General features: G+C 68.7%; 10 protein-coding genes and 1 pseudogene. 2 read left to right on the forward strand and 9 right to left on the reverse strand.

What is annotated here, in order from left to right; translation table 11 throughout:
- From AC5Y5O_RS09125 to AC5Y5O_RS09140, 4 genes are all read right to left on the reverse strand, one after another.
- On the reverse strand, nucleotides 1–1,083 hold the full coding sequence (locus AC5Y5O_RS09125) for an NAD(P)H-dependent amine dehydrogenase family protein (protein WP_096288332.1): 1,083 nt from the start codon (nucleotides 1,081–1,083) through the stop codon (nucleotides 1–3).
- 146 nt (nucleotides 1,084–1,229) lie between these two features.
- Nucleotides 1,230–3,824, reverse strand: coding sequence for a sugar epimerase family protein (locus tag AC5Y5O_RS09130; RefSeq protein ID WP_500024750.1), 2,595 nt, complete (start codon nucleotides 3,822–3,824; stop codon nucleotides 1,230–1,232).
- Between the two features lie 72 nt (nucleotides 3,825–3,896).
- Nucleotides 3,897–16,412 carry a type I polyketide synthase gene (locus tag AC5Y5O_RS09135; protein ID WP_500024752.1) on the reverse strand — a complete coding sequence of 4,172 codons (12,516 nt, stop codon included), beginning with the start codon at nucleotides 16,410–16,412 and terminating at the stop codon, nucleotides 3,897–3,899.
- Between the two features lie 217 nt (nucleotides 16,413–16,629).
- Nucleotides 16,630–16,980 (reverse strand): hypothetical protein, encoded by a 351-nt coding sequence (locus AC5Y5O_RS09140; RefSeq protein ID WP_096288337.1) that lies wholly within the window; start codon nucleotides 16,978–16,980, stop codon nucleotides 16,630–16,632.
- 169 nt (nucleotides 16,981–17,149) lie between these two features.
- Between AC5Y5O_RS09140 and rbpA the strand changes: the two genes are divergently transcribed.
- Nucleotides 17,150–17,485 carry an RNA polymerase-binding protein RbpA gene (gene rbpA, locus AC5Y5O_RS09145; protein WP_090603109.1) on the forward strand — a complete coding sequence of 112 codons (336 nt, stop codon included), beginning with the start codon at nucleotides 17,150–17,152 and terminating at the stop codon, nucleotides 17,483–17,485.
- 22 nt (nucleotides 17,486–17,507) lie between these two features.
- Here the strand turns inward: rbpA and lnt are convergent.
- The 3 genes and pseudogenes from lnt to AC5Y5O_RS09160 form a co-directional block, all read right to left on the reverse strand.
- Nucleotides 17,508–20,137 (reverse strand): annotated as a pseudogene (lnt, locus tag AC5Y5O_RS09150) (apolipoprotein N-acyltransferase).
- A 115-nt stretch (nucleotides 20,138–20,252) separates the two neighbouring features.
- On the reverse strand, nucleotides 20,253–21,785 hold the full coding sequence (locus tag AC5Y5O_RS09155; protein WP_500024805.1) for an amidohydrolase: 1,533 nt from the start codon (nucleotides 21,783–21,785) through the stop codon (nucleotides 20,253–20,255).
- A 101-nt stretch (nucleotides 21,786–21,886) separates the two neighbouring features.
- Complete coding sequence (locus AC5Y5O_RS09160; protein ID WP_500024807.1) at nucleotides 21,887–22,405, reverse strand: FxsA family protein; 519 nt, start codon at nucleotides 22,403–22,405, stop codon at nucleotides 21,887–21,889.
- A gap of 73 nt (nucleotides 22,406–22,478) precedes the next feature.
- Between AC5Y5O_RS09160 and AC5Y5O_RS09165 the strand changes: the two genes are divergently transcribed.
- Nucleotides 22,479–23,174 (forward strand): dienelactone hydrolase family protein, encoded by a 696-nt coding sequence (locus tag AC5Y5O_RS09165; protein WP_500024809.1) that lies wholly within the window; start codon nucleotides 22,479–22,481, stop codon nucleotides 23,172–23,174.
- Here the strand turns inward: AC5Y5O_RS09165 and AC5Y5O_RS09170 are convergent.
- Nucleotides 23,163–24,020, reverse strand: a complete 858-nt coding sequence (locus AC5Y5O_RS09170) for a type 1 glutamine amidotransferase domain-containing protein (RefSeq protein ID WP_500024755.1) — start codon at nucleotides 24,018–24,020, stop codon at nucleotides 23,163–23,165. The two genes, AC5Y5O_RS09165 and AC5Y5O_RS09170, sit on opposite strands and share 12 nt — an antisense overlap.
- A gap of 19 nt (nucleotides 24,021–24,039) precedes the next feature.
- Nucleotides 24,040–24,426 (reverse strand): PPOX class F420-dependent oxidoreductase, encoded by a 387-nt coding sequence (locus AC5Y5O_RS09175; RefSeq protein ID WP_096288349.1) that lies wholly within the window; start codon nucleotides 24,424–24,426, stop codon nucleotides 24,040–24,042.
- Between the last annotated feature and the right edge of the window lie 80 nt (nucleotides 24,427–24,506).

Raw genomic sequence — 24,506 nt, forward strand, 5'->3', positions numbered from 1 at the left:
TCAGCCCTCGGCCCACATCGCGCCGCGCATCGTCGCGGACAGCGGAATGTCCTCCACCGCAACAAGTCCCTGCGGTGCGCGACACACCCACTCGATCGCGTTGACCGCGCGACCCGCCGTCGAAATGCAGCCCGCGTCAGTGGAATCCAGCACCGGGTGCGAAAGATGGGTGTTGATCTCGACGCGCGGCTCGCCCTCCACGACGACACGGTGCACCCCGGTGTGGCCCTCGGGCGGGAATTCCCAGTGCGGTGCCGCCGCGTTGGTGAGCCTGGTGACATGCTCGAGGGTGATCACCGGCTTGCCGCCGAGCACGCCCTCGGTCGCAAAACGCACCGCGGCCATCTGTCCCGGCTCGACCGTCATCATCGTGCAGTCGATTCGTTGTGGCGTGTACCAGGGCTCGACGCGCTGGCGCACCTCGTCGAGGTCGATGTCCAGATTGTCCGCCAGACTCCGGGCCTGACCACCCCACATCGACACAATCACCCCGGGCAGAAACATCATCGGCGAATCGTCGTCTTCAGTCGATCCGAACCCCATTGCGGCGCCGGTGAACTCGGCATCATCGTAGTTCCCGTAATCGAAGATCTCCTGCACGGTGATCGAATCGACGCGAGTCGCCAGGCTGACCGCCGCATGAACGAGCGTATCGCCGGAGAAGCCGGGGTCGATGCCGTTGACGTAAAGCGAGGTGTTGCCCGCCGCGCAGGCGCGCTCCAGCGGCTCTCGCAGCCAGTCTTCGGCGTGATGCGGCGTGACCAGCCAGACCATCGAGGTACCGACGACATTGGTGCCCGCGGCGAGGAACTTAGACATCTGCTCGATCGCTTCCATCGGCCGGGTCTCGCCCTGCGACGTGTACACCACACAATCGGCACCGAGGTTCACCAGGGCATCGATGTCGTCGGTGGCGACGATGCCGGTCGGTGCGTCGAGTCCGCACAGCTGGGCCGCGTCCTTGCCGATCTTGTCCGCGCTTGCGGCGTGCACGCCGACAAGTTCGAGGTCCGGCCGGCCGATGATCGCCCGCAGCGAATGTCGGCCCACATTCCCAGTGGAGAACTGGATCACTCTGCGCATCGTTACGTCGTCCTTCCCGTGGCGGTTACTGTATCGCCTTCTGGAAACCGGCGTAAGGGGTGCCGGCGGCAGAGCCACCGCTGGGGACGCGTTGGGAATTCAGCCGATCCGCGAGCTAGTCCGGCTCGCTCGTCCGCACCGGCCGGCTAAAGCACGCAGATTTCGCCCGTCGTTCCGTCGACCTCGATCAGCGCGCCCGACGGCAATGAGGTGGTGGCGCCGTGAACATCGACCACACACGGAAACCCGAACTCGCGAGCCACTACGGCGGCATGCGACATCGGGCCGCCGAGTTCTGTCACGACGGCCGCGGCGTAGCAGAAAGCCGCCGTGTACCCGACGTCGGTAACCTCCGCGACCAAAATCTCACCGGGTTGCAGTTCGTCGATGGTTTCGGGCCGCACGATCCGCACCCGGCCGCGCACCCGTCCACCACACACACCGACACCGCGCAGGGTGTCTCCGCTGGAAAGAGCGGGGGCCGACGTGGTGGAAGGCTCCCACCTCCCGCTGAATACTGTTGGCGGAGCGACGGTGACCAGACGGCGCCGCTCGGCCCGGCGGCGTGCCACCAGCTTTTTGACGTCGGGCGGCAGGGCGTCGAGCTCGTCGACCAGCAGGTAGAACACGTCGTCGGGGGCGTCGAAGACCCCGGCGTCGACCATCCTGCGCCCGTATTCGCGCAGCAGACCGCGCAGTACCCAGTTGGCGCGTACCACCTTGTCGCGACGGGCTTCGCGGTCGCGCAGTTGGCCTGCAGCCAGCACCGCTACCGGCTTGGCCCGCAACGGAATTCGCGGCTGGTGCGGCTTGGGCGCCGCAGGGGCGCTCATTGCCCTGGCCACCATCCGGATCAGCAGCTCGGGGTCGTCGGCATAGCTCGTTGAAAGCATCTCGAGCTCCGCGGGACCGCGGTGACCGATCAACGCCAGCTCGGCCAGCACCGCGGCGTGGAATTGCGGCGCGTCGACGGCCAGCTTGTCGAGCCGCTCTCCCGGTTCGTCCAACAGCCGCACTACATTCGGATCGCATTGTGCCGCGAGAACCAACCGTTGCATCGCCGTTACCGAGCGAGCACTGACCAGTTCGGGCCCCGCAGCCGGGGAGGTGTCGCGACCGCACAAGCCGCGCAGCAATACGTTGAACGCGGCGCACAGCATGAACGACGCCGAGGCCAGCACCCATCCGTGCACCACCTGGTCGCGCGCCAACCCGATCAGGCTCAGCAACCGGCGATCGTCGAGCTGGGTCACATCTTCGGTCAGCCGTTCCAGGCGGTCCACGTCGGCGATGAAGTCTTCGGTATCGCGGGATGCGCCGGCGCTCAGGCCGACGAGATTGACACCGAATACCCCGATGTTGCGGGCATTACGCAGTTGCCTTCGGCCCCGGCCGATTTCGGCGGGGCGCTGCTCACCGAAGACGGGTAGCGAGGCCATGCTGGGGCCGAAGAACCCACTGTTGCTGACGATCATCGACGGCTTGGCGAACGGCACGGTTTCGGCCATGAAGTGCGCCGACGTAATCGCCCCGTACAGCCGATGGGCGAACACCGCGACGGTACGCATGGCGATTTCGCGCTGGACCATTCCGCCCGGCCGCAGCCGCTCGGCAATGATGGCACCGCCGGCGCGCAACCCGCGTACGGTCGCCGACGCCGAGGCGGGCGAAAACGGCCCTGGCAGCGCCTCGGACAAGTTGGTGGCCAGGAAGGTCGGAAACCGCGGGTCGATCGGGGTGTCGAACTCGCCGTTAACTCCTGCCGGCCCAGCCAATCTGGGGATCTCCCCGTCATCGGCCGCCGCATCGACGGCCGGCAGGTCCGCGACGTTGGCCAGCCGCCACGGCAGCGACACGACCCGCTTGCCCAGCGCGATGCGGCCGCGCACCGCAACCGCGAAGTCCTCGATACATTCGTCGCAGTTCCACGCCGGCTGGAATCCCCACTGCTCGCGCAGCCGCGTGGTATTTATCAGCGGGGCGCCGCGCACCAGCTCCAGCTCGCCGCGTCGTCCCCAGGGCCGCAACGGCCCGCGCCGCCGTCGGATCGGGCGACCCAGCGCGGCGGCGATCTGACGGAACGTCTGCCCGCCCGCGGCGGCCAGATTGACTGGGCCGTTGGCAATGTCGGCGTCCGTTACCGCGCGAGTGAACAGCCGCAGTGCGTCGTCGAGGTGGACGACCTGTATGCGGCGATCGTCAGATCCCTCGGGGAACACCGGCGACGCCAGCAGCCCGCGCACCCAGTTGTCGACGTTGCGTCCGACGATCAGCGCCGAGCGGATCGCGACCCACTCGGCGTCCAACCCACCCAGCAGATCCTCGACGCGGGCCTGATGCACGCCGTCGGCCAGCACCGGAACCATCGGCTGCTGCTCGCCTTTCGGCGCGTCGGCCCTGCCGTAGACGTGCGCGGACGAGGCGAAAACAAGGCGCCGGGAACCGGTCTCGGCCATCGCTTCCAGGACGTTGACCGTGCCCCCGACGTTGACCTCATGGCCGATACGTTCGTCAGGTCCGGGGCATCGTGCCCAGGCGAGATGCACGATGACGTCCGCGCCCCCGATGCCGCGTTTGACCGCGCTCGCGTCCCGGATATCCGCCTCGATGAAATCGGCCGCGCTCGACCAGCTTTGGGGCCGGTGTCGCGCGATCCCCACGACCTCGTGGCCCTGGCTGAGCAGTCGGGCGGACAGACCGCGGCCGAGGACACCGCCGGCCCCGGTGACCGCGACTCTCACTGACTTCCCTTGCTCAAGCGCCGCTCCTCCTCATCGCTACGCTCTGCATCGTCGCCGGCGCGCCTTCGTCGGCTATTCGTCGTCGTCGCTCAACGCGGCATTGAGCAAGTCCTCGAGGTCCATGTCCGCGATGTCCTTTTCGGCACTCACCCCTGCAGCCGGCACCGGCACGGTTGCGTCTTCGGTTGCCAATGCCAGCAACAACTCCAGCACGCCGGCCTGCCGCAGTCGCTTCACCGGAATCGAGCCCACCACACGCTGGATGTCGGCTTCCCCGGGCGCGGCCGACGGAGTACTTTGCTCTTCGGTTCCGATGAGCTCGGAGTGCATATAACCGGCCAGCGCCGCGCAGTTCGGGTAATCGAAGATCAGCGTGGGTGAAAGTGCCAGGCCGGTCGCGGACTTCAACCGGTTGCGCATTTCGACCGCGGTCAGCGAGTCAAAGCCGAGCTCCTGGAACGCGCGGTCCGGATCGATGGACTCGGGGCTGGAGCTCCCCAGCACCGTGGCGATATTGGAGCGCACCAGATCCAGCAGCACGGCGTATTGCTCGTCTTCGGCTAGGCCTTCAAGGCGTTGCAGCAGAGCCGATTTCGACTTGGCAGCAGCCAGCGAATCGTCGACCTGGCGCCGGGTCGGCGCGTTGATCAGATCGACGAACATCGGCGGCAGCGTTCCGCCGTCGAACTTCACCCGCAGCGCGGCAAGGTCGATGTGAGCCGGCAGCAGGAACGGCTCGTCGACGATCAGTGCGGTGTCCATCAACTCCAGCGCCTGATCGGAGGACATCGCGACGATGCCGTCCCGGCCGAACCGGGCACGATCGGCGGCGCCCAGCGCACCGGTCATGGCGCTGGCCTGGTCCCACAGTCCCCACCCCAGCGATATCGCCGGCAACCCGGACCTTCGCCGGTGCAGCGCCAACCCGTCCAGGAACGAGTTGGCGGCCGCGTAGTTGGCCTGGCCGGACGCCCCCGCCAACCCGGCCATCGACGAAAACAGCACAAAGGCGGACACATCCAGGTCGCGGGTCAACTCGTGCAGATTCCAGGCGCCATCGACCTTGGCCCGCAACACCGCATCCACCCGCTCCGGGGTCAACGAGGAGATGACTGCGTCGTCGAGCATCCCGGCCGCATGGATCACCCCGGACAGCGGTCGGGTCACCGGGATATCGGCGATCACCTTGGCCAGCGCCTCGCGATCGGCGACATCGCAGGCCACCACCTGCACCTGGGCCCCGGTTGCGCTGAGCTCGGTCATCAATTCCGCGGCGCCCGGCGCATCCAGACCACGCCGGCTCACCAACACGACATTGCGGGCGCCGTGTCGCGACACCACATGACGGGCCAGTGCCGAGCCCGCCATCCCGGTTCCACCGGTGATCAGCACGGTGCCGGCACCCAGCCAGTTACCCGGTCCAACAGGCACAGTCATCACGACCTTGCCGACATGGCGGGCCTGGCTCAGGTACCGCAACGCCGCCGGAGCGCGTCGCACGTCAAACCTGGTGACCGGCAACGGCCGTAGCACGTCGTCGCCGAACAGTGCGGCCAGCTCGTCCAGCATCTGCTGGATGCGCTCGGGTCCCGCCTCGAAGAGATCGAACGCGCGGTAGCGCACACCCGGATGCTCGACGGCGACCTGATCCGGTTCACGGATGTCGGTCTTGCCCATCTCCAGCAAGATTCCGCCGGGGGCCACCAGCCGCAGTGAAGCGTCGACGAAATCGCCGGCCAGCGAATCCAGTACCACATCCATGCCGCGCCCCGCGGTGACCGCGCGGAACTTGTCCTCGAAGTCCAGGCTGCGCGAGTCGGAGATGTGGTCGTCGTCGAAGCCCATGGCCCGCAACGTGTCCCACTTACCGCGGCTGGCGGTCGCGAAGACCTCCAGGCCCAGGTGCCGGGCGAGCTGCACGGCGGCCATCCCGACACCGCCGGCAGCCGCATGCACCAGCACCCGCTGGCCGGGCCTGGCCGCGGCCAGATCCGTCAGCGCGTAATAGGCGGTCGCGAAAACCACCGTGGTGGTCGCGGCGGCGGTGTGCGACCAGCCGGCCGGCACCTTGGCCAGCAGTCGCTCGTCGGTAACGGCGATTGTTCCGGTTCCGTCGGGGAACAGGCCCATGACGCGGTCGCCGACAACGAAACGGCCTTCCCGCGAGGCGGTTTCCGGCCCCGTCTCCACGACGACGCCGGACGCCTCGATGCCCATGACCGCGTCCGGGTCCGGGTAGAGACCAAGCGCGATCATCACGTCGCGGAAGTTGGCCGCGATCGCCGACAGCGCGACCCGAACCTGTCCGGGACCCAGCGGCGCGTCGGCCACGGGGATCCGTTCCAGTCGCAGGTTCTCGAAGGTGCCGCGACTGGTCATCCCCAGCCGCCACGGGCCATCGCCCGGCGGCACCAAGAGACTGCTGACCGCGCGGCTGCCATGCACGCGGGCGATGTAAACCTTTGCGCCACGCAGCAATACCTGCGGCTCACCGGCGGCCAGGACCGCGGCGACCGCCTCGTCGTCGAGCGGACCGTCGGTGTCGACCAGTACGATCCGCCCGGGATGCTCGGTCTGCGCCGAGCGCACCAAGCCCCACACCGCGGCACCCGCCAGATCGGTGATGTCCTCCCCCGGCAACGTCATCGCACCCCGGGTCGACACCACCAGCGTGCCTGCGCCCTCACGAGCCAACCACGACTGCAGCACCGGCAGCACCGCGCGGGTGGCGGCGTACACCCCGGCCAGAATGTCGTCGGCGACCGGCGTCGACTCGAACACCACCGCTTGCCGCTGCCCCTCGACGGCCTCGGATTCCGTTGCGTTCCAAGCGGACACCGCGACCGGTTGTACCGAGGATGACGGCTGCACGATCCAGTCGAGTTCGAAGAGCCGGTCCGGACCCGAGTTCGAGACCGCGGCCAGCAACTGCTGATCGGTGACCGGCCGGGCGACCATCGACGCCACCGAAAGCACCGGCAGCCCAAGGCCATCCGCCAGCTCGATGGACACAGCTGAATCTCCCACCGGCACGATCCGCGCCCGGACCGCCGCCGCGCCCGCGGCATGCAACGAGACCTGCTGCCAGGAGAACGGCACCAGCATCGAACCTTCGGCAAGCTCGTCGGCATCGGAAGCCAGGATCACCGCGTGCAGCGCGGCGTCGAGCATCACCGGGTGAACCCCGAACCCGGCCACCGACACCCCGGCGTCCGCGGGCAGCGTCACTTCGGCGAACACTTCGTCGCCGCGACGCCACATCGAGCTCAGGCCGCGGAACGCGGGCCCGTATCCGTAGCCGCGTTCGGCCAGCCGCCCATAACCGTCGCCGATGTCGACGGCAACCGCACCGACCGGCGGCCAGGCCGACAGGTCTGCGCTCGGTTCGGCCGAGCCCGTGCGCAGCATCCCCTCGGCATGCAACGCCCAGTCGGAACCGGCCTCGCCGCGGGAGAACACCGACACCGCCCGAACACCGCCCTCTCCCCCGCCAGCGGGAGGTGCCCCCACGGCACCGCCGACCACCACCTGGACCGCGACCGACCCGCCGGCCGGCAACACCAGGGGCGCCGCGAGATTCAATTCGTCAACGGTTCCACAGCCCACCTCGTCACCGGCGCGGATCGCCAGCTCGACGAATCCGGCTCCGGGGAACAGGACGACCCCACCGACGGCGTGGTCGTTCAACCAGGTCTGCACGCTCGGCGATAGCCGGCCCGTCAGCACCACCCCGCCCGAGGCCGGCAGCTCGACCACCGCCCCCAGCAATGGATGTTCGCCGGCCGCCAGCCCCAGGCCCGCCGCGTCGGCCGGGGCACCGTCGCCGGCCAGCCAAAAGCGCCGTCGCTCAAAGGCATAGGTGGGAAGCTCGACGAATTCAGCCCGGCCAATGGCGGCGCGCCAGTCCACCTCCATGCCGGCGACGTACCCCTGCGCAATCGCCGTGGTCAGGGTTTCCGGCTCCGAACGGTCCTTGCGCAGTGCGGACATCGTGATGATCGGGGCATCGGGAAGCGATTCTTCGATGGAAACCGTCAGGCCGCCGCTGGGCCCGACTTCGAGGAAACGGGTTGCACCCGCTGCGTTGACGAACCGGATGCTGTCGGCGAATCGCACCGCCTCGCGCACGTGCCGCTTCCAATACGCCGCCGTGGCGAAGTCGTCACCGGCCAGCTGGCCGGTCACATTCGACATGATCGGGATGGTGGGCTTGCCGATGGCGAGTCCGGCCGCGACCGTACCGAATTCGTCGATCATCGGATCCATCAACGGCGAGTGGAACGCGTGCGAAACCGTCAGCTTGTGCACGCGGCGGCCGTCGGCACGAAGCCGCTCGGCGATCGCGGTGACCCCGTCTTCGGCACCCGAAATCACCACGGAGCCCGGCGCATTGACTGCCGCGATGCCGGTATCGGCCGTCAGCAACGGGCGCACCTCTTCTTCGCCGGCCTGCACGGCCACCATCGCCCCGCCCGCCGGTAGCGCTTGCATGAAGCGACCCCGGGCGGCCACCAGCACCGCGGCGTTCTCCAAGGACAGCACCCCGGCCACGTGCGCGGCGGCCACCTCGCCGATCGAGTGACCCATCACGAAGTCGGGTCGCACACCCCAGGATTCGAGCAGCCGGAACAGGGCGACTTCCACCGCGAACAAGGCGGGCTGGGCGAATTCGGTGGTGTTCAGCAGCGCCTCGTCGCGACCCCACATGACGTCGCGCAGGGGGCGCAGCAGGTGCCGGTCGAGTTCGGCGACCACACTGTTGAACGCCTCGGCGAACACCGGATATCCGGCGTGCAGGCCCATGCCCATGCCCAGAATCTGGGCGCCCTGGCCCGGGAACACGAAGACGGTCTTGCCCGTCGTTGCGCTGCCGCGGATCACCGAAGCGGCCTCGCCGGTGGCCAATTCGTCCAGGCCGGTCAGCAACTGCGCGCGATCGGCACCGGCGATGACGGCACGATGTTCGAAGTTCGTCCGGCCCGCCAGCGACCACGCCACGTCGGCGGACTCGAGGTCACGGTGGCCGCGCAGGTAGGCGGCCAGCCGGGACGCGTGAGAGCCCAACGCCGACAATGACTTTGCCGACACCACCCACGGCAGCACCGGTCCCACTGCGCGCTCGACGATGTCGTCGACGTCGGTGGGGGCAGCCTCGATGATCACGTGGGCGTTGGTGCCGCTGATGCCGAACGACGACACACCCGCCCGGTGCGTGCGCCCCACGGCGGGCCACGGCCGCGCTTCGGTCAGCAACGACACCGCGCCCGCCGACCAATCCACGTGCGGGCTGGGCTGATCCACGTGCAAGGTCGCCGGCAGCAGCTCGTGGCGCATCGCGAGCACCATCTTGATCACACCGGCCACACCCGCGGCGGCCTGAGTGTGACCCATGTTCGACTTGATCGAGCCCAGGAGCAGCGGCTCGGTGCGGTGCTGGCCATAGGTCGCCAACAATGCCTGGGCCTCAATGGGATCGCCCAAGGTGGTGCCGGTGCCGTGGCCTTCCACCACATCGACGTCGGCCGTCGACAGGCCGGCGCTGGCCAACGCGGCGCGCACCACGCGTTGCTGCGACGGGCCGTTGGGGGCGGTCAAACCGTTGGAGGCCCCGTCCTGATTGATGGCCGAGCCGCGGACCACCGCCAGCACCGGATGACCCAGCCGCCGAGCGTCCGACAACCGCTCGACGACGAGCATGCCGCCGCCTTCGGAGAATCCGGTGCCGTCGGCGGCCCCCGCGTACGCCTTGCAACGACCGTCGACGGACAGCCCACGCATCCGGCTGAACTCCACGAAGATGTCGGGGGTGGCGTTGACCGTGACACCACCTGCCAGGGCCAGGTCGCACTCGCCGGAGCGCAGCGACTGTGCGGCCATGTGCAACGCGACCAACGACGACGAGCATGCGGTGTCCACCGACACCGCGGGGCCTTCCAGGCCCAGCACGTAGGACACTCGGCCCGACGCGACGCTCGAGGACTGACCGGTCAGCCGGAAGCCCTCCGCGGTCGGTGCGGCGCCAATGCCGTACCCCTGGGTGTAAACGCCGGCAAACATGCCCGTCGCGCTGCCCCGCAACGCACCGGGCTCAATCCCGGCCCGTTCCAAGGCTTCCCACGAAAGTTCGAGGAACATCCGTTGTTGCGGGTCCATTGCGAGTGCCTCAGTCGGGGTGATGCCGAAGAAGGCGGGATCGAAGTCGCCGACCCCGTCGACGAAACCGCCGGTGCGGGTGTAGCAGGTGCCCGGAACATCGGGGTCCGGGTTGTACACACCGGCGATATCCCAGCCGCGATCGCTCGGGAATTCGGTGAGGACATCGCGGCCCTCGGTCAGCATCTCCCACAGGTCCTCGGGAGAACTCACCCCACCCGGGTAGCGGCATGACATGCCCACGATCACGATCGGGTCTTCGCCGGTGACCGCCACGGCCGGGGTATGGGCGATTTCTTGCGGAACTCCGGCGAGCTCCTTGCGGATGTAACCGGCCAGCCCGTTCGGCGTCGGGTAATCGAAGATCAGAGTGGGCGAAAGCGCCAGTCCGGTAGCGGTTTTCAGCCGGTTGCGCATTTCGACCGCGGTCAGCGAGTCGAAGCCCAGATCCTGGAAGGCCTTATCGGGGTCGATCGCCTCGACGGTCGTATTGCCCAGCACGGTCGCTATGTGCGAGCGGACCAGATCCAACAGCACCGCGTGCTGTTCGGGCTCGGAGAGCCCGTGCAGCCGGTGCGCCAGAGCCGATTTCGACTTCGCGGCGGCCAGCGAGTCGTCGACCTGGCGCCGGGCTGGCGCGTTGAGCAGGTCGGCGAACATTGGCGGTACGGCGGCCGCATGCGCGCGCAGCGCCGCCAGGTCGATGCGGGCGGGCGCGATGAAGGCCTCGTCGACAATCAAGGCGGTGTCGAACAGTTCCATCGCTTCATCCGACGACAACGCCAGAATGCCGTCACGGTTCAGGCGGGCGCGGTCGGCGGCGTCGAGTCCGCCGGTCATGGCGCTGGCCTGGTCCCACAGCCCCCACCCCAGCGAGATCGCCGGCAGTCCGTGGGCGCGGCGATGCGCGGCCAACCCGTCCAGGAAGGTGTTACCCGCGGCGTAGTTGGCCTGGCCCGACGAACCCACCAGGCCGGCCATCGACGAAAACATCACGAACGCAGACACATCGAGTTCGCGCGTGAGCTCGTGCAGGTTCCAGGCCGCGTCCACCTTGGCGCGCAACACGGCATCCACCCGCTCGGGCGTCAGCGAGGTGACCACGGCGTCGTCGAGCACGCCGGCGGCGTGAATGACCGCGGTCAGCTCAGGAATCTCGGCGATCACCGCGGCCAGTTCGGCCCGGTCGGCGGCGTCGCAGGCGACCACCTTTGCGCTCGCCCCGGCCGCCTCCAATTCGGCGACCAGCGCGGCAGATCCGGCGGCATCCGGACCGCTGCGGCTCAGCAGCACCAGGTCCCGCACGCCATGGCGCGTCACCAGGTGACGGGCCAGCGTCGAACCCGCCATCCCGGTGCCACCGGTGATCAACACCGTTCCCGCCGCCCAAGCGTCGGGCAGCGTGAGAACCACCTTGCCGATGTGGCGGGCCTGACTAAGATACCGCAACGCCGAACGGGCGCGCCGCACATCGAAAGTCGTCACCGGCAGGGGCTTAAGCACCCCGCTGTCGAACAGTTGCGCGAGCTCGAGCATCCACTCGTGCATGCGGGGACGGCCCGGCTCGAACAGGTCGAAGGCGCGGTAGCGCACACCCGGGTACTCGCGGGCGACCGCACCGGGGTCGCGGATGTCGGTCTTGCCCATCTCCAAGAACACACCGCCGGGGGCGACCAGGCGCAGTGATGCGTCGACGAATTCACCGGCCAGCGAGTCCAGCACCACATCCATGCCACGCCCGCCGGTGACCGTGCGGAACTTCTCCTCGAAGTCCAGACTGCGCGAGTCACCGATATGGTCGTCGTCAAAGCCCATGGCCCGCAACGTGTCCCACTTGCCGCGGCTCGCGGTGGCGAAAATCTCCAGACCCAGGTACCGGCCCAGCTGTACGGCGGCCATGCCCACGCCGCCGGCGGCCGCGTGCACCAGCACCCGCTGGCCCGGCTTGACGTCGGCCAGATGGATGAATGCCATGTATGCGGTGGTGAAAACCGCGGAAATGGCGGCGGCTTCGGCGTAGGACCAGTCGTCGGGCTTCGGCAGCAGCAGACGGGTATCGCCGGGCACCAGCGTGCCGCTGCCGTCGGGGAAGAATCCGTAGACCGAATCGCCGACCGCGAATTCGGTGACACCCGGACCGACTTCGACCACCACGCCCGCACCCTCGCCGCCGAGCAGGGCGTCGTGGGTGAACATGCCCAGGGTGATCATCACGTCACGGAAGTTGGTGGCGATGGCCCGCAGTGCCACCCGAACCTGGCCCGGCTCCAGCGGTGCCCCGGCGTTGGGAACCGGTTCCAGGCGCAGGTTCTCGAAGGTGCCTGCGTTGCTGATGCCCAGGCGCCAGGGCCCCTCGGCGGGCGGCACCAAGATGCCGTCGACTGCGCGGCTGCCCCGTACCCGTGGGGTGTAAAGCGTTGCGCCACGCAGCAATACCTGAGGTTCACCGGCCGCCACGACCGCGGCTGTCGCGTCATCGTCGAGGGGCGCATCGGAATCCACCAGCACGATCCGGCCGGGGTGTTCGGTCTGCGCCGATCGCACCAGCCCCCACACCGCGGCGCCCGGCAGATCCGTGACGTCCTCCCCCGGCAATCCCATCGCCCCACGGGTCGCGACGACCAGGACGCCCGAGTCGTGTTCGGTCAGCCACGATTGCACGGCGGCCAGCACCTGATGGGTGCGCGGATGGGTAGCTGCCATCGGATCATCCTCGGTGGCAACGGATTCAAGCAGTCGGTGAGACGGAGCCGGGTTGGTACCGGTGACCGCAGGTGACCACACCACCTCGAACAGCCGGTCCGGGCCCGAGCCCGCGATCGCCGCGCGCAGTTGCTGCTCGTTGACCGGGCGGGCGACCACGGTCCCCACCGAGAGCACCGGCAACCCCAGCCCGTCGGCAAGCTCAATCGAGAATCCGGCGGCGCCCGCCGGCGCGATGCGCGCGCGAACCGCCGAGGCGCCCCCGGCATGCAGCGAAATGCCTTGCCAGGCAAAGGGCAACACCACATCGGCGGCCTGGTCGTCACCCTGGTGAGCCATGACCATGGAATGCATTGCCGCGTCGAGCAATGCCGGGTGCACCCCGAACCCACTGACGCCGCCGGCCGCGTCAGGCAGTCGCACTTCGGCGAACACCTCGTCGCCGCGGACCCAGATGGCGGTCAGGCCCTGGAAGGCCGGGCCGTAGCCATACCCGCGGGCCGTCAGCTTCTGGTAGCCGTCGGCCGCGTTCACCGCGACCGCACCCGCCGGCGGCCACACCGACAGATCGGCGCCCGGCTCGACCGGCGCGGAGCTCAGGGCCCCCTCGGCGTGGCACACCCACGCGGAGTCGGCGTCGACGCGCGAGAAAATCGCGACACTGCGCTGCCCCGACTCTTCGGCCGGGCCCACCACGACTTGCACTGCCACCGAACCGAACCCGGAATCGGCGACCGGCAGCAGCAACGGCGCCTGCAGCGTGAGCTCGTCGACCGTCGAACATCCGACTTCGTCGCCGGCGCGGATGGCGAGCTCGACGAAACCCGCGCCGGGGAACACCACCGTGCCCGACACGGCGTGATCGGCCAGCCAGCCCTGCACGCTGGGTGACAGGCGCCCGGTCAGCGCCACCCCGCCCGAGGCCGGCAGCTCGACGACCGCGGACAGCAGCGCATGCTCGCTGGTGCCCAGCCCCAAACCTGCGACGTCGGCGCCGATGCCCTCGCCCGACAGCCAAAACCTGCGTCGGTCAAAGGCATACGTGGGCAGCTCGACGAAACCGGCTCCGTCGAGTACGCCGCGCCAGTTCACGTTCACGCCGGCGGTGAAGGCCGCAGCGGCCGACGTCAGGAATCGCTCGAGTCCACCGTCGTCGCGGCCCAGGGTGGGAACGACAATCGCCTCGGTGTCGCCGGGGGCGCCCGAGTCGTTGTAGGTCTCCTCGATGCCGGCGATCAACGCGGGATGCGGACTCGATTCGATGAATGTCCGGTATCCGCTCTCGCACGCGGCGCGCACCGCTTGCTCGAATTGCACAGTCTGCCGGATGTTGCGGTACCAGTAGGCGGCATCCAAACCGGCCGTGTCCAAACGGCTTCCGGATACGGTGGAGAAGAAGGCGACCCGCGAGGTGCGCGGGTCGATGCCGGCCAGCGCCGCGGTCAGCTCCTCGCGTATCGCCTCGACCTCGACCGAATGCGACGCGTAGTCCACGTCGATACGGCGGGTCCGCAGGTCGAGATCGGCGCAGAAGCCGATGAGTTCCTCCAACGCGGCGACCTCACCCGAGACCACGACCGCGGACGGGCCATTGACGGCGGCGATGCTGATCCGACTGCCGTAGGGCGCCAGCAATTCTCGCGCGCGCTCGGTGCTGCACGCGATGGACACCATGCCGCCGGGGTGAGCCAGCGAGCGCAGCAGTTTGCTGCGCAGCGTCACCACGCGCGCGGCATCCCGCAACGACAGCGCACCGGCGACATAGGCCGCGGCGATCTCGCCCTGCGAGTGACCGATCACCGCATCGGGGTTGACCCCGACCGACTTCCACAATTCGGCCAGCGACACCATCACCGCGAAGAGCACCGGCTGCACGACGTCGACGCGGTCCATCCTCGGAGCGCCCGGCGCGCCGCGCAGAACGTCGATCAGCGACCAGTCGACGAATTCGGCGAACGCCTCCGCGCATGCTTCGATGTGCTGGGCGAATACCGGTGCGGCATCGAGCAATTCGATGCCCATGCCGAGCCATTGCGAGCCCTGGCCGGGAAAGACGAAGACGTGTTTGCCCGCAGGCAACGCTGTGCCCCGGATGATCGAGGCGCCCGGCTGGTCGCCGGCCAGCTCCTCCAGCCCGGCCAGCAACCGGTCGCGGTCACCACCGACGACAACGGCCCGGTGCTCGAAGGTGGCCCGGCCCGCCAACGACCACGCCACGTCGGCGATGTCGAGCCCGTCATAGGCCGCTACGTGCGCGGCCAACCGAGAAGCCTGAGAAGCCAACGCCGGCAACGACTTTGCCGACAGTACCCACGGCACGACCGCGGGGGTTGGGACGGGTTCGGCCGGTTCTTGCGGCGGGGCGGACTCGACGATCACGTGGGCGTTGGTGCCGCTGATACCGAACGACGAGATCCCCGCGCGGCGCGCGTGATCCGCTGCCGACTTAACTTTCCAAGGCCGCGCCTCGCTCAGCAACGACACCGCGCCCGCGGTCCAATCCACGTGCGGGCTGGGCTGATCCACGTGCAACGTCGCGGGCAGCGTCTCGTGATGCATCGCCTGCACCATCTTGATCACGCCCGCGACGCCGGCGGCGGCCTGGGTGTGACCCATGTTCGACTTGATCGAGCCCAGCCACAGCGGCTCGCTGCGATCCTGGCCGTAGGTCGCCAACAACGCTTGCGCCTCAATGGGATCGCCCAATGTGGTGCCCGTGCCGTGGCCTTCGACGACGTCCACCTCGGCGGGCGACAATCCGGCGTTGGCCAACGCCGCACGCACCACCCGCTGCTGCGACGGGCCGTTGGGCGCGGTCAATCCGTTGGAAGCGCCGTCCTGATTGACCGCCGAGCCGCGCACCACCGCCAGCACCGGATGACCCAGCCGGCGCGCGTCCGACAAGCGCTCCACGACCAGCATCGCGCCGCCCTCGGACCAGCCGACCCCGTCGGCCGCGCCGGCGTAGGCCTTGCACCGGCCGTCCGGGGCGAGCCCCCGGTGGCGACTGAACTCGATGAAAACGGTGGGCGTGGCATTAACGGTCGCGCCGCCGGCCAGGGCGAGGTCGCACTCGCCGGACCGCAGCGACTGGACCGCCATGTGCAATGCCACCAGCGACGACGAGCAGGCGGTGTCCACCGACACCGCGGGGCCCTCCAACCCGAGCACGTAGGACACCCGCCCGGAGGCGACGCTGGAGGTCATGCCGGTCAGGCGGTAGCCCTCGATCTCCTCGGCGAGCATGCCGTAGCCCTGGACGATGAGTCCGGCGAACACTCCGGTGGCGCTGCCGCGCAGCCCGCTGGGGTCGATGCCGCCGCGCTCCAACGCCTCCCACGACAGCTCCAGCAGCATTCGATGCTGCGGGTCCATGGCGAGCGCCTCGGTGGGTGCGATACCGAAGAACGCCGGGTCGAAGTCCGCGACATCGTCGACGAACCCTCCGGTGCGCGCGTACGTCTTGTGCCGGGCGTCGGGATCCGGGTCGAACAGCCCCGCCAGATCCCAGCCGCGATCAGTCGGGAAGTCCGAGATCACGTCGCGGCCGTCGGCCACCATCTGCCACAGCCGCTCCGGGGTATCGACCCCGCCCGGGAAGCGACAGGACATGCCGACGATCGCGATCGGCTCGCTCGAGCGCTCCAGCAGCGCACGGTTGGTGCGCTTCAGGCGTTCAACCTGGACCAGCGCTTTGCGCAGCGCCTCGGTCGCATGCTGGAGTTGATCCACCTCAGTACCCCTTGCCTAACACTGGCCGTTCAACCACCGGATGCGAGTCACGGCAGTTGCGGCACGAGCGACGTGGTCGTGCTGCTACGACCCAAGATGTCGCTGGTGAGTATGGCCAACTCCGACAGGATTTCAAAACGTCCCGTAATCCGCAGGCACGGGCGCCCGTCCATGGCGCGACTGTACCCGGCTAACCATCTGTCATGGTCAAGTGCGGTCAGACGACCGCTCGACGCCAGCCGTCGGCGGCCTGGGCCGCGCGGATCAGCACCTGGCAGAGCTCGCGCAGTTCGGTCGCCTCGGCGCCTTCGTCCAGCGCCGTCGCGACATCCTCCGCAGCGCATCGGACCTGGTAGACGCGATCTGACAGGTCGGACGCATCGTCAGCCGAGAGCACCACGGCATCGACCGGCACGGCCGTCACCTCACCCCGGTTGATCGAAGCCCGCTGCTCGTAGGCCCGCTGCCGGCAAGACTGCCGACAGTATTGCCGGCGCCGACCCATCCCGACTTCGGTCACGTCTCGACCGCACCAGCGGCATGGTTGTGGGTGGGAACGGCGGCTCACGCTGCCGACTTTAGTCGGCCCCACTGCGCGATCCCGGTATCATTGACGGTCGAGTCGCGTATGCCGCGTGTCGACTCGGGAACTACGCACAACGTCCTAACGTTTGCTATGCGAATAGAATCGCGTCACCGGAGCCTAGGGCTCAGAGCAATTTAAAGGAGTAGCAGCCATGGCTGATCGTGTACTGAGGGGCAGTCGCCTCGGAGCCGTGAGCTACGAGACCGACCGCAACCACGATCTCGCGCCCCGTCAGCTCGCGAAGTACCGCACCGAGAACGGCGAGGAATTCGAGGTTCCGTTCGCCGACGACGCCGACATCCCCGGCACCTGGCTGTGCCGCAACGGCATGGAAGGCACCCTGATCGAGGGTGACCTGCCCGAGCCGAAGAAGGTCAAGCCGCCGCGCACCCACTGGGACATGCTGCTGGAGCGCCGCAGCGTCGAAGAACTCGAAGAACTGCTCAAGGAGCGCCTCGAGCTGATCCGCTCGAAGCGACGCGGCTGACCCGGACGGTGCGCCCGGCCCGCTAGCTGTGGTTGGCCGCGCGCGCGGCCCGTGCGCCGTTGCGGCGGCTCTCAATGCCCCACTTCGCGACCTTCACCAACGCCTCGCGAATGTTGGATCCACTCATTTTGGAAACGCCGAGTTCGCGCTCGGTGAAGGTGATCGGCACCTCGACGACGATGAATCCGTTGTCCAGAGTGCGCCGGGTCAGGTCGATCTGGAAGCAATAGCCCTTGGAGTCCACGCCGTCGAGATCGATCGCCTCGAGCACCTCGCGGCGGTAGGCCCGGTAGCCGGCGGTGATGTCATGGATGTCGATGTCGAGCGCCAGCCGCGCGTAGGTGTTGGCGGTCCAGGACAGGGCCCAGCGGCGCTTCGGCCAATTTCGCACCGCGCCGCCCTCGACGTAGCGAGAACCGATGGCCAGATCGGCTCCGGCGTCGACGGCGTCCAGCAGCCGGCGCAGCTGCTCGGGCGCATGACTGCCGTCGGCGTCCATCTCGACGAGGACCGCGTAGTCCCGACTCAATCCCCAGCCGAAACCGGCGAGATAAGCGGCGCCCAGGCCGTCCTTGGCCGTGCGGTGCATGACGTGGGTGCGGCCACCGTCGGCAGCGGCCAGCTCGTCGGCGAGTTCGCCGGTCCCGTCGGGGCTGCCGTCGTCGACGATCAGCACGTGCACATCGGGGCAGGCGTCGGTCAGCCGCCGATGAATCAGCGGTAGGTTCTCCCGCTCGTTGAAGGTCGGGATGATAACCAGGACACGCTGGCTGGGACGATTGGCCGGAGCCCGGGTCGCCTGCTCGCCGGTGGTCATTTATCTCCTCTGTGTCGCCCGAGATACCGAGGTTGTCGGCCGCCCTTTTGGTGGAGCGGAGTGTAGTCGCCGAGTGTGTCCGGCGCAGCGTCGTGCTCGGTCGCCGGCCGAGCCTTCTCGTCGGACCCGGGTTCGTCCGGGGCTGCCCCGACGTCTGCCGATTCAGCCGACGGCCTGGACCGCCGCCGAATCGAACGCGGGAAGCTCCCATTGTGCCGTATTCCGGCCAGAATGACCGCTCCGGCCGCCGCGACCAAGACCCACTGCACTATCGGGGCCCACTGCGTCGCCGGCGTCAGCACCGTCTTGAGGCGCACCTGGATGTCCAGGTAAGCGGGCTGGAAGAAGTCGGTACGGACCAGCTCGGCGCCGTCCGGAGCGATCACCGCACTGACCCCGGTGGTGCCGGCGACCACGACGTAACGGTCGTGCTCGACGGCGCGAACCTTGGCGAATGCGAGTTGTTGCTCACTCATGCGCTTGTTGAAGGTGGCGTTGTTGGCGGGCACCGCCAACAACTGGGCACCGTTGAGCACGGCCTTGCGCGGCACCCGGTCGAAGATCACCTCCCAGCAGGTGGCCACGCCGACGGGCACACCGGCGATCTGCACCACGTCGGTGCCCGTGCGGGGGACGAAATTGCCCGCCAGCCCGGCCTTGCTCGACAGATGCTCGAAAAGCCACCGCATGGGCAGGTATTCGCCGAACGGCTGGACGATCTCTTTGTCGTGGCGATCGGCCGGCCCGGTGACCGGATTCCAGACGATCGCGGTGTTGGTGTACTGCTCGGGTCCCTGGTCGTGGTTTGGCACCGCGAGTACCGACCCGATCAGGATCGGCGCGTTGATCGCGTGCGCCGCCTCCGCGATGCGCTGGGCGGCATCGGCGTTGACGAAGGGGTCGATGTCGGAGGAATCCTCGGGCCAGATCACGAACTGCGGTTGCGGGGCGGCCCCGGCCCGGACGTCCTCGGCCAGCCGCAGGGTCTCGTCGACGTGGTTGTCGAGCACCGCGCGCCGTTGTTCGTTGAAGCCGAGGCCGAGCCTGGGCACATTGCCCTGCACGGCCGCGACCGTGACCGTCGGTTCGCCGCCCGACCCGGCGCCGGAGTGCCGCACCTGCGGCCAGACCATGACCGCGGCAAAGAGCACCAGACAGAAGCAGACGCCGGGCAGCACGACCGCGGGCGGGGGCGCGGCTGACATACCTTCCTCCGAGGCGTCACCGCGCGACCGGCTACCAGTCCGCCACCACTTGGCGATTTCCAGCGCGATCGCGGTCACGCTGAAGCCGAGCAGGACGACCCCCATGGAGAGCAGCGCCACCCCGCCGAGCTGGACCAACGGCAGCAGTGGGCCCTCGGCTTGGCCGTAGGCCACCGCGCCCCAGGGAAAGCCGCCGAACGGCACGATCGACTTCAGCCACTCCTGGGCCGTCCACAGCAGTGCGAACCAGAGCGGCCAGCCCGGTAGTCGCCGTACCAGGACGGCGAAGAAGCCGAACAGGCCGGGGAACAGCGCGCACATCGTGGCCAACGCCAGCCACGGGATGGCGCCCACCAGCAGGCTGATCCAGGGCAGCAGCGGGGCGTAGAACGCGAACCCGAACAGGAATCCGTAACCGAATCCGCCCGCCAGTGTCGTGGCGGGATGTTTGAGCACCCAGGCCAGCAACGCAGCCGCGACGACGGCCGCCCACCACCAGTTGACTGACGGGAAGCTGGCGCACAGCAGCGCTCCGCCCGCGACGGCGGCCACCAGCCGCGTCAGCCTGGGCCGCAGCGCGGCCCCTGTGCCGGCGAGCCGGGTGATCGCCCCCTTGCCCAGCCGGGTCAGCCCGTGGCCCGTGGCGGCGGCAGCGCGAGTGGCCCGGCCCGGACGGTTCGGCTCGGCCTCGTCTTGCTGAGCGTCTTCCTGAGCAGCGGAATCTTCGAGCGGGTCCGGCTCCTCCCTAACCATGGATGACAGCACCTCGGTGCACGGTGCGCCGGCACCGCGGGAGCTCGTCGGCCGGGCCCAGGCGAGGCAACGCGGGAACCCGCGACCGTGGATCGGTCGACCATCGCTGGACGCTGTCGTCCGGGGCGTGGACGTCGAGGTCTCCGGCGTCCCAGACCGCGTAGGAGGCCGGAGCACCCGGCACCAGGGCGCCGATGTTCTCGTCGCGCGCGCCGCACGCGCGCCAACCGCCGCGGGTGGCGCCGGCGAACGCCGCCCGGGCCGAGAGCCCACTGCCCGCGGTGTGGTGATTGACGGCCGCGCGCACGCTTTCCCACGGGTCGAGCCCGGTCACCGGGGCGTCGGAACCTAGCGCGAGGGGCACGCCTTGGGATGCTAACAGCGCGAGTGGATTGAGCCGGCTGCCTCGTTCGGCGCCGAGACGGTCGGCGTACATGCCGTCGCGACCGCCCCAGAGGGCGTCAAAATTGGGCTGCACGCTGGCGATGACGCCCCACGCGCCCAGTTTGGCGGCTTGGTCGGCGGTCACCATCTCGAGGTGCTCGAGCCGGTGGCCGCAGCGGGCCACGGCGACCACCCCCAGGTCGGCGACGACCCGTGCGAACGCGTCGACCGCCGCCGACACCGCGGCGTCGCCGATGACGTGGAAGCCCGCCGTCACCTGCGCCTCGGTGCATGCCCGTACGTGGGCTTCGATGACGTCGGCGTCCAGGTAGCGGGTTCCGACGCGGTCCGGAGCGTCGGTGTACGGCTCGTGCAGCCAGGCGGTGTGCGAGCCCAGCGCTCCGTCGACGAACAGGTCACCGGCCAGGCCACGGGCTCCGGTCTGCTCCACCAGCGCGCGGGCCTGGGTGGCGGTGCTGACCGCCTCACCCCAATAGCCGATCACCTCGACGCCGTGGTCGACGGCCTCCAGCCGTAGCCAGTCGTCGAGGCCACCGATCTCGGGTCCCGCACATTCGTGGACGGCGACGATGCCGACCGCCGCCGCGGCACCCAGCGCGGCGGTCCTGGCCTCCGCTAGCTGCGCGGGCGTGAGCAGGCCGCGGGCGACCGCACGGACCAGGTGGTGAGCGTCGCCGGTCAGCGGCCGGTCGGCGATGAAACCGCGCGCTGCCGCCAGGTCTGGCACCAGCCTGCGCAGCCCGGTCGAGGCCAGCGCGGAGTGGACGTCGACGCGCGCCAGGTAGGCCGGCCGGTTGTCGAGCACCGCATCGAGCTCGGCGGTGGACGGCGGGCTGTTCTCGGGCCACGACGACTCATCCCAGCCGTGCCCCCAGATCGGCTCGCCGGGATGGGCGGCGGCATAGTCGGCGACCATCCGCAGGCACTGCCCGCGCGAGGTGGCCCCCCGCAGGTCCAGGCCGCTGAGGGCGAGGCCGGTCGCGGTCACATGAATGTGGCTGTCGACGAATCCCGGGGCCACGAAGCCGCCTTCGAGGTCCACCAACTCGGCGTCGGGAAACTGCCGGCGGCCGACGTCGTCGCTACCCAGCCAGGCAACGACCTCACCGCGCACCGCCATCGCGGTCGCGTCGGGATTGGTGGGGCTGTGCACCCGCCCGTTGAGCAGCAGAGTGGTCGGAATCGGGTTCACAGAGCAAAACTACGTGGCGCAAGAGCCCATCAGTACGGGCCGGACGCGTAACGGGGTCCGCCCCAGTGCTCGTCGGCGGGCCGGTTCTTCGGCAGCGCGGCCGGCTCGACGTCGTAGACGTCGATGACCTCTCCGTCGATGTAGTCCCCGCGGTTGGCGGTGAACTCGGTCATGACCAGCGGTGCGTGTCGCTGGAAACCGCGCAGCGCGATCCGGGTCAATCGCGGCCCGGCCGCCGCCCGCACCGGCGGCAGCAACAGCAGCATTCCCACCAGCGTGGTGACGAAGCCGGGAACCAGGACCAGCGCGGTCGCCACCGTCACCAGTGCGCCGTCGCCCAGGGTGGTGCGCGGTTCCTTGCGCCCGGAGCGCATCCGCCCGATGTCGCGAATCAGCTGCGACCCCGCGATCGGGGCCAGCAGGCCCCAGCCGATAACGAACGTGGCCAGCAGGCCCAGCAGGGTCCAGCCCCACCCGACCGTCCAGACCAGCGCAAAGATCGCCGCCAGCTCGACGACGGCGTAGACGAGTAACATCCGGCTCACCATGTGATGCCAACGTCTGTGCATTGCACTCGAGTTCCCCTGGTGATCCGTGTCGCGGCTGCAGTTAGATGACGATATGACCACGATTGAGATCGATACGCCGGACGGACCGATCGATGCGCTATTGAACATCCCGGCCGGTGACGGCCCCTGGCCGGGTGTGGTGGTGATCCACGACGCCTTCGGCTACGGCCGGGACAAGGAGCAGACCAACGACCGCATCGCGCGGGCGGGCTATCTGGCGCTCACGCCGAACATGTACGCGCGCGGCGGCCGCATCCGCTGCATCACCCGGGTGATGCGTGAGCTGATGACACAGCGTGGCCGCGCTCTCGATGACATTCTTGCGGCCCGCGATTACCTGCTGAAGCGGCCGGACTGCACCGGGCAGGTCGGGATCGCCGGCTTCTGCATGGGCGGCCAGTTTGCACTCATCATGTCGCCCAAGGGTTTTGGCGCTTCCGCTCCGTTCTACGGCGCTCCCCTGCCCCGGCACCTGAACGACACACTGGAGGGGGCGTGCCCGATCGTGGCCAGCTTCGGCGGGCGCGATCCGCTGGGCAAGGGCGCACCCGAGAAATTGCGTGAAGTGGTTGCGGCCAAGCAGATCACCAGTGACGTCAAGGTCTATCCCGACGCCGGGCACAGCTTCGCGAATACCCTTCCCGCCCAACCACTGCTGCGCATCGCGGGGTTCGGCTACGACGACGCCGCAACCGAAGACGCGTGGAGCCGCGTCTTCTCCTTCTTCGGGGAGCAGCTAAAGACGTAGTTTGTCCGACACGACGCCCGCGAAGGTGTGGGTATCGCCGGGCCAGCGCGCCGAGATGTAGTTGCCGTCGTCGACGACGAATGCGGGCCGCGAGTCCGTCGCGGTGTCCCGCGCCATCCCGGACGACTTCAGCCGCCAGTGCGGCGTACCGCGTTCGACGTCGCGGAAATCCGCCGGATCTTCAAGCGCGCGTGTGACTTCCGACTGCACGGACATAAAGCCCCTCGCCTGACCGGGCGCTTCGGTGTAGGTCCGGTAGTAATCGGGATCCCAGAACCGGGTGATTCGGGTCAGCCGCCAGGCTGCCCGTTCCATCGCCCAGGTGAGCGCCGTGGTCTTGCGTCCATAGAGCACCGAGCGACCCGTGTCGGGGTCGATACTGCGCGCGGCCAGCAGCACCCCGTGGCAAATCGCGGCCACGATCATGTCGCGGGCAAACGCCTCGACGACGAGGCGCTGCAGGACGTCGCTGTCGACGTAGCTGCGCATCCCGCGGGCGCGATGACCACCGGGCAGCAGCACCGCGTCGACACCGTTCAGCGTGGCCGCTGTCCAGCTGACGGGATGCCGGTATTCCGGTGAATCCAGCATGGCGGCGTAGGCGTCGCGACCGTTCTTGTCGGCGCGCAGCGCCAGCCCGACGAGTGACAGTGAGCCCACCAGCGGCAGCGCGGACCAGATGTCGAGCCCTCGACCGGTCACCATGATGTCGTCTGCCACACCGGGCGCTCCGCTTTCGGTCGCAAAGATCACCCGGTGACCGTTGTCGGTCAGGACCCGCCAGCTGACGGCGACCTCGGTCGGGTCGAAGTCACGGTCGGGGATCGGAATGAGCACCGTACTCATCAGCGCCCTGCGGGCCAAACTAGCCTTGGGCCACGCGGAGTTCGAGGCCGATGTTGCTTTCCATGCCGCCGCGCAGCTTGCTGAAGAAGTTGAAGACCGTGCCAACGATGCCGTAACGCTTGCCGATCGCGTCGTAAACGGTGCCGGTGTCCGATTTGTCGAGCAGCGCCGCGGTGCCCTCGACCGCCTCGCTCGTCGGGCGACCACGCATGGTGCAGGTCGCCATCGTCACGCGGGGTGTATGACGAATCCGCTTGACCTTCCAGGAGTTTGCCTGCGTGATCACCAGCAGGCGGTCGCCGTCCACAGCGGTCCAGACCGGGGTCGGCTTCGCTCGACCGTCCCTGGTGAAGGTGGTCAGCAGGATGTATTGCGCCTTGGCGAGATCGGCAAAGGTGGGCGTCACGGTCTCAACCTACCTGTGAACGTTGACATTCTCAGCAGTCGGCTGCAATCCTGTTAAGTGAAAATATTGTTTTCGTTTAA

Source organism: Mycobacterium sp. NGS40, assembly GCF_059812735.1.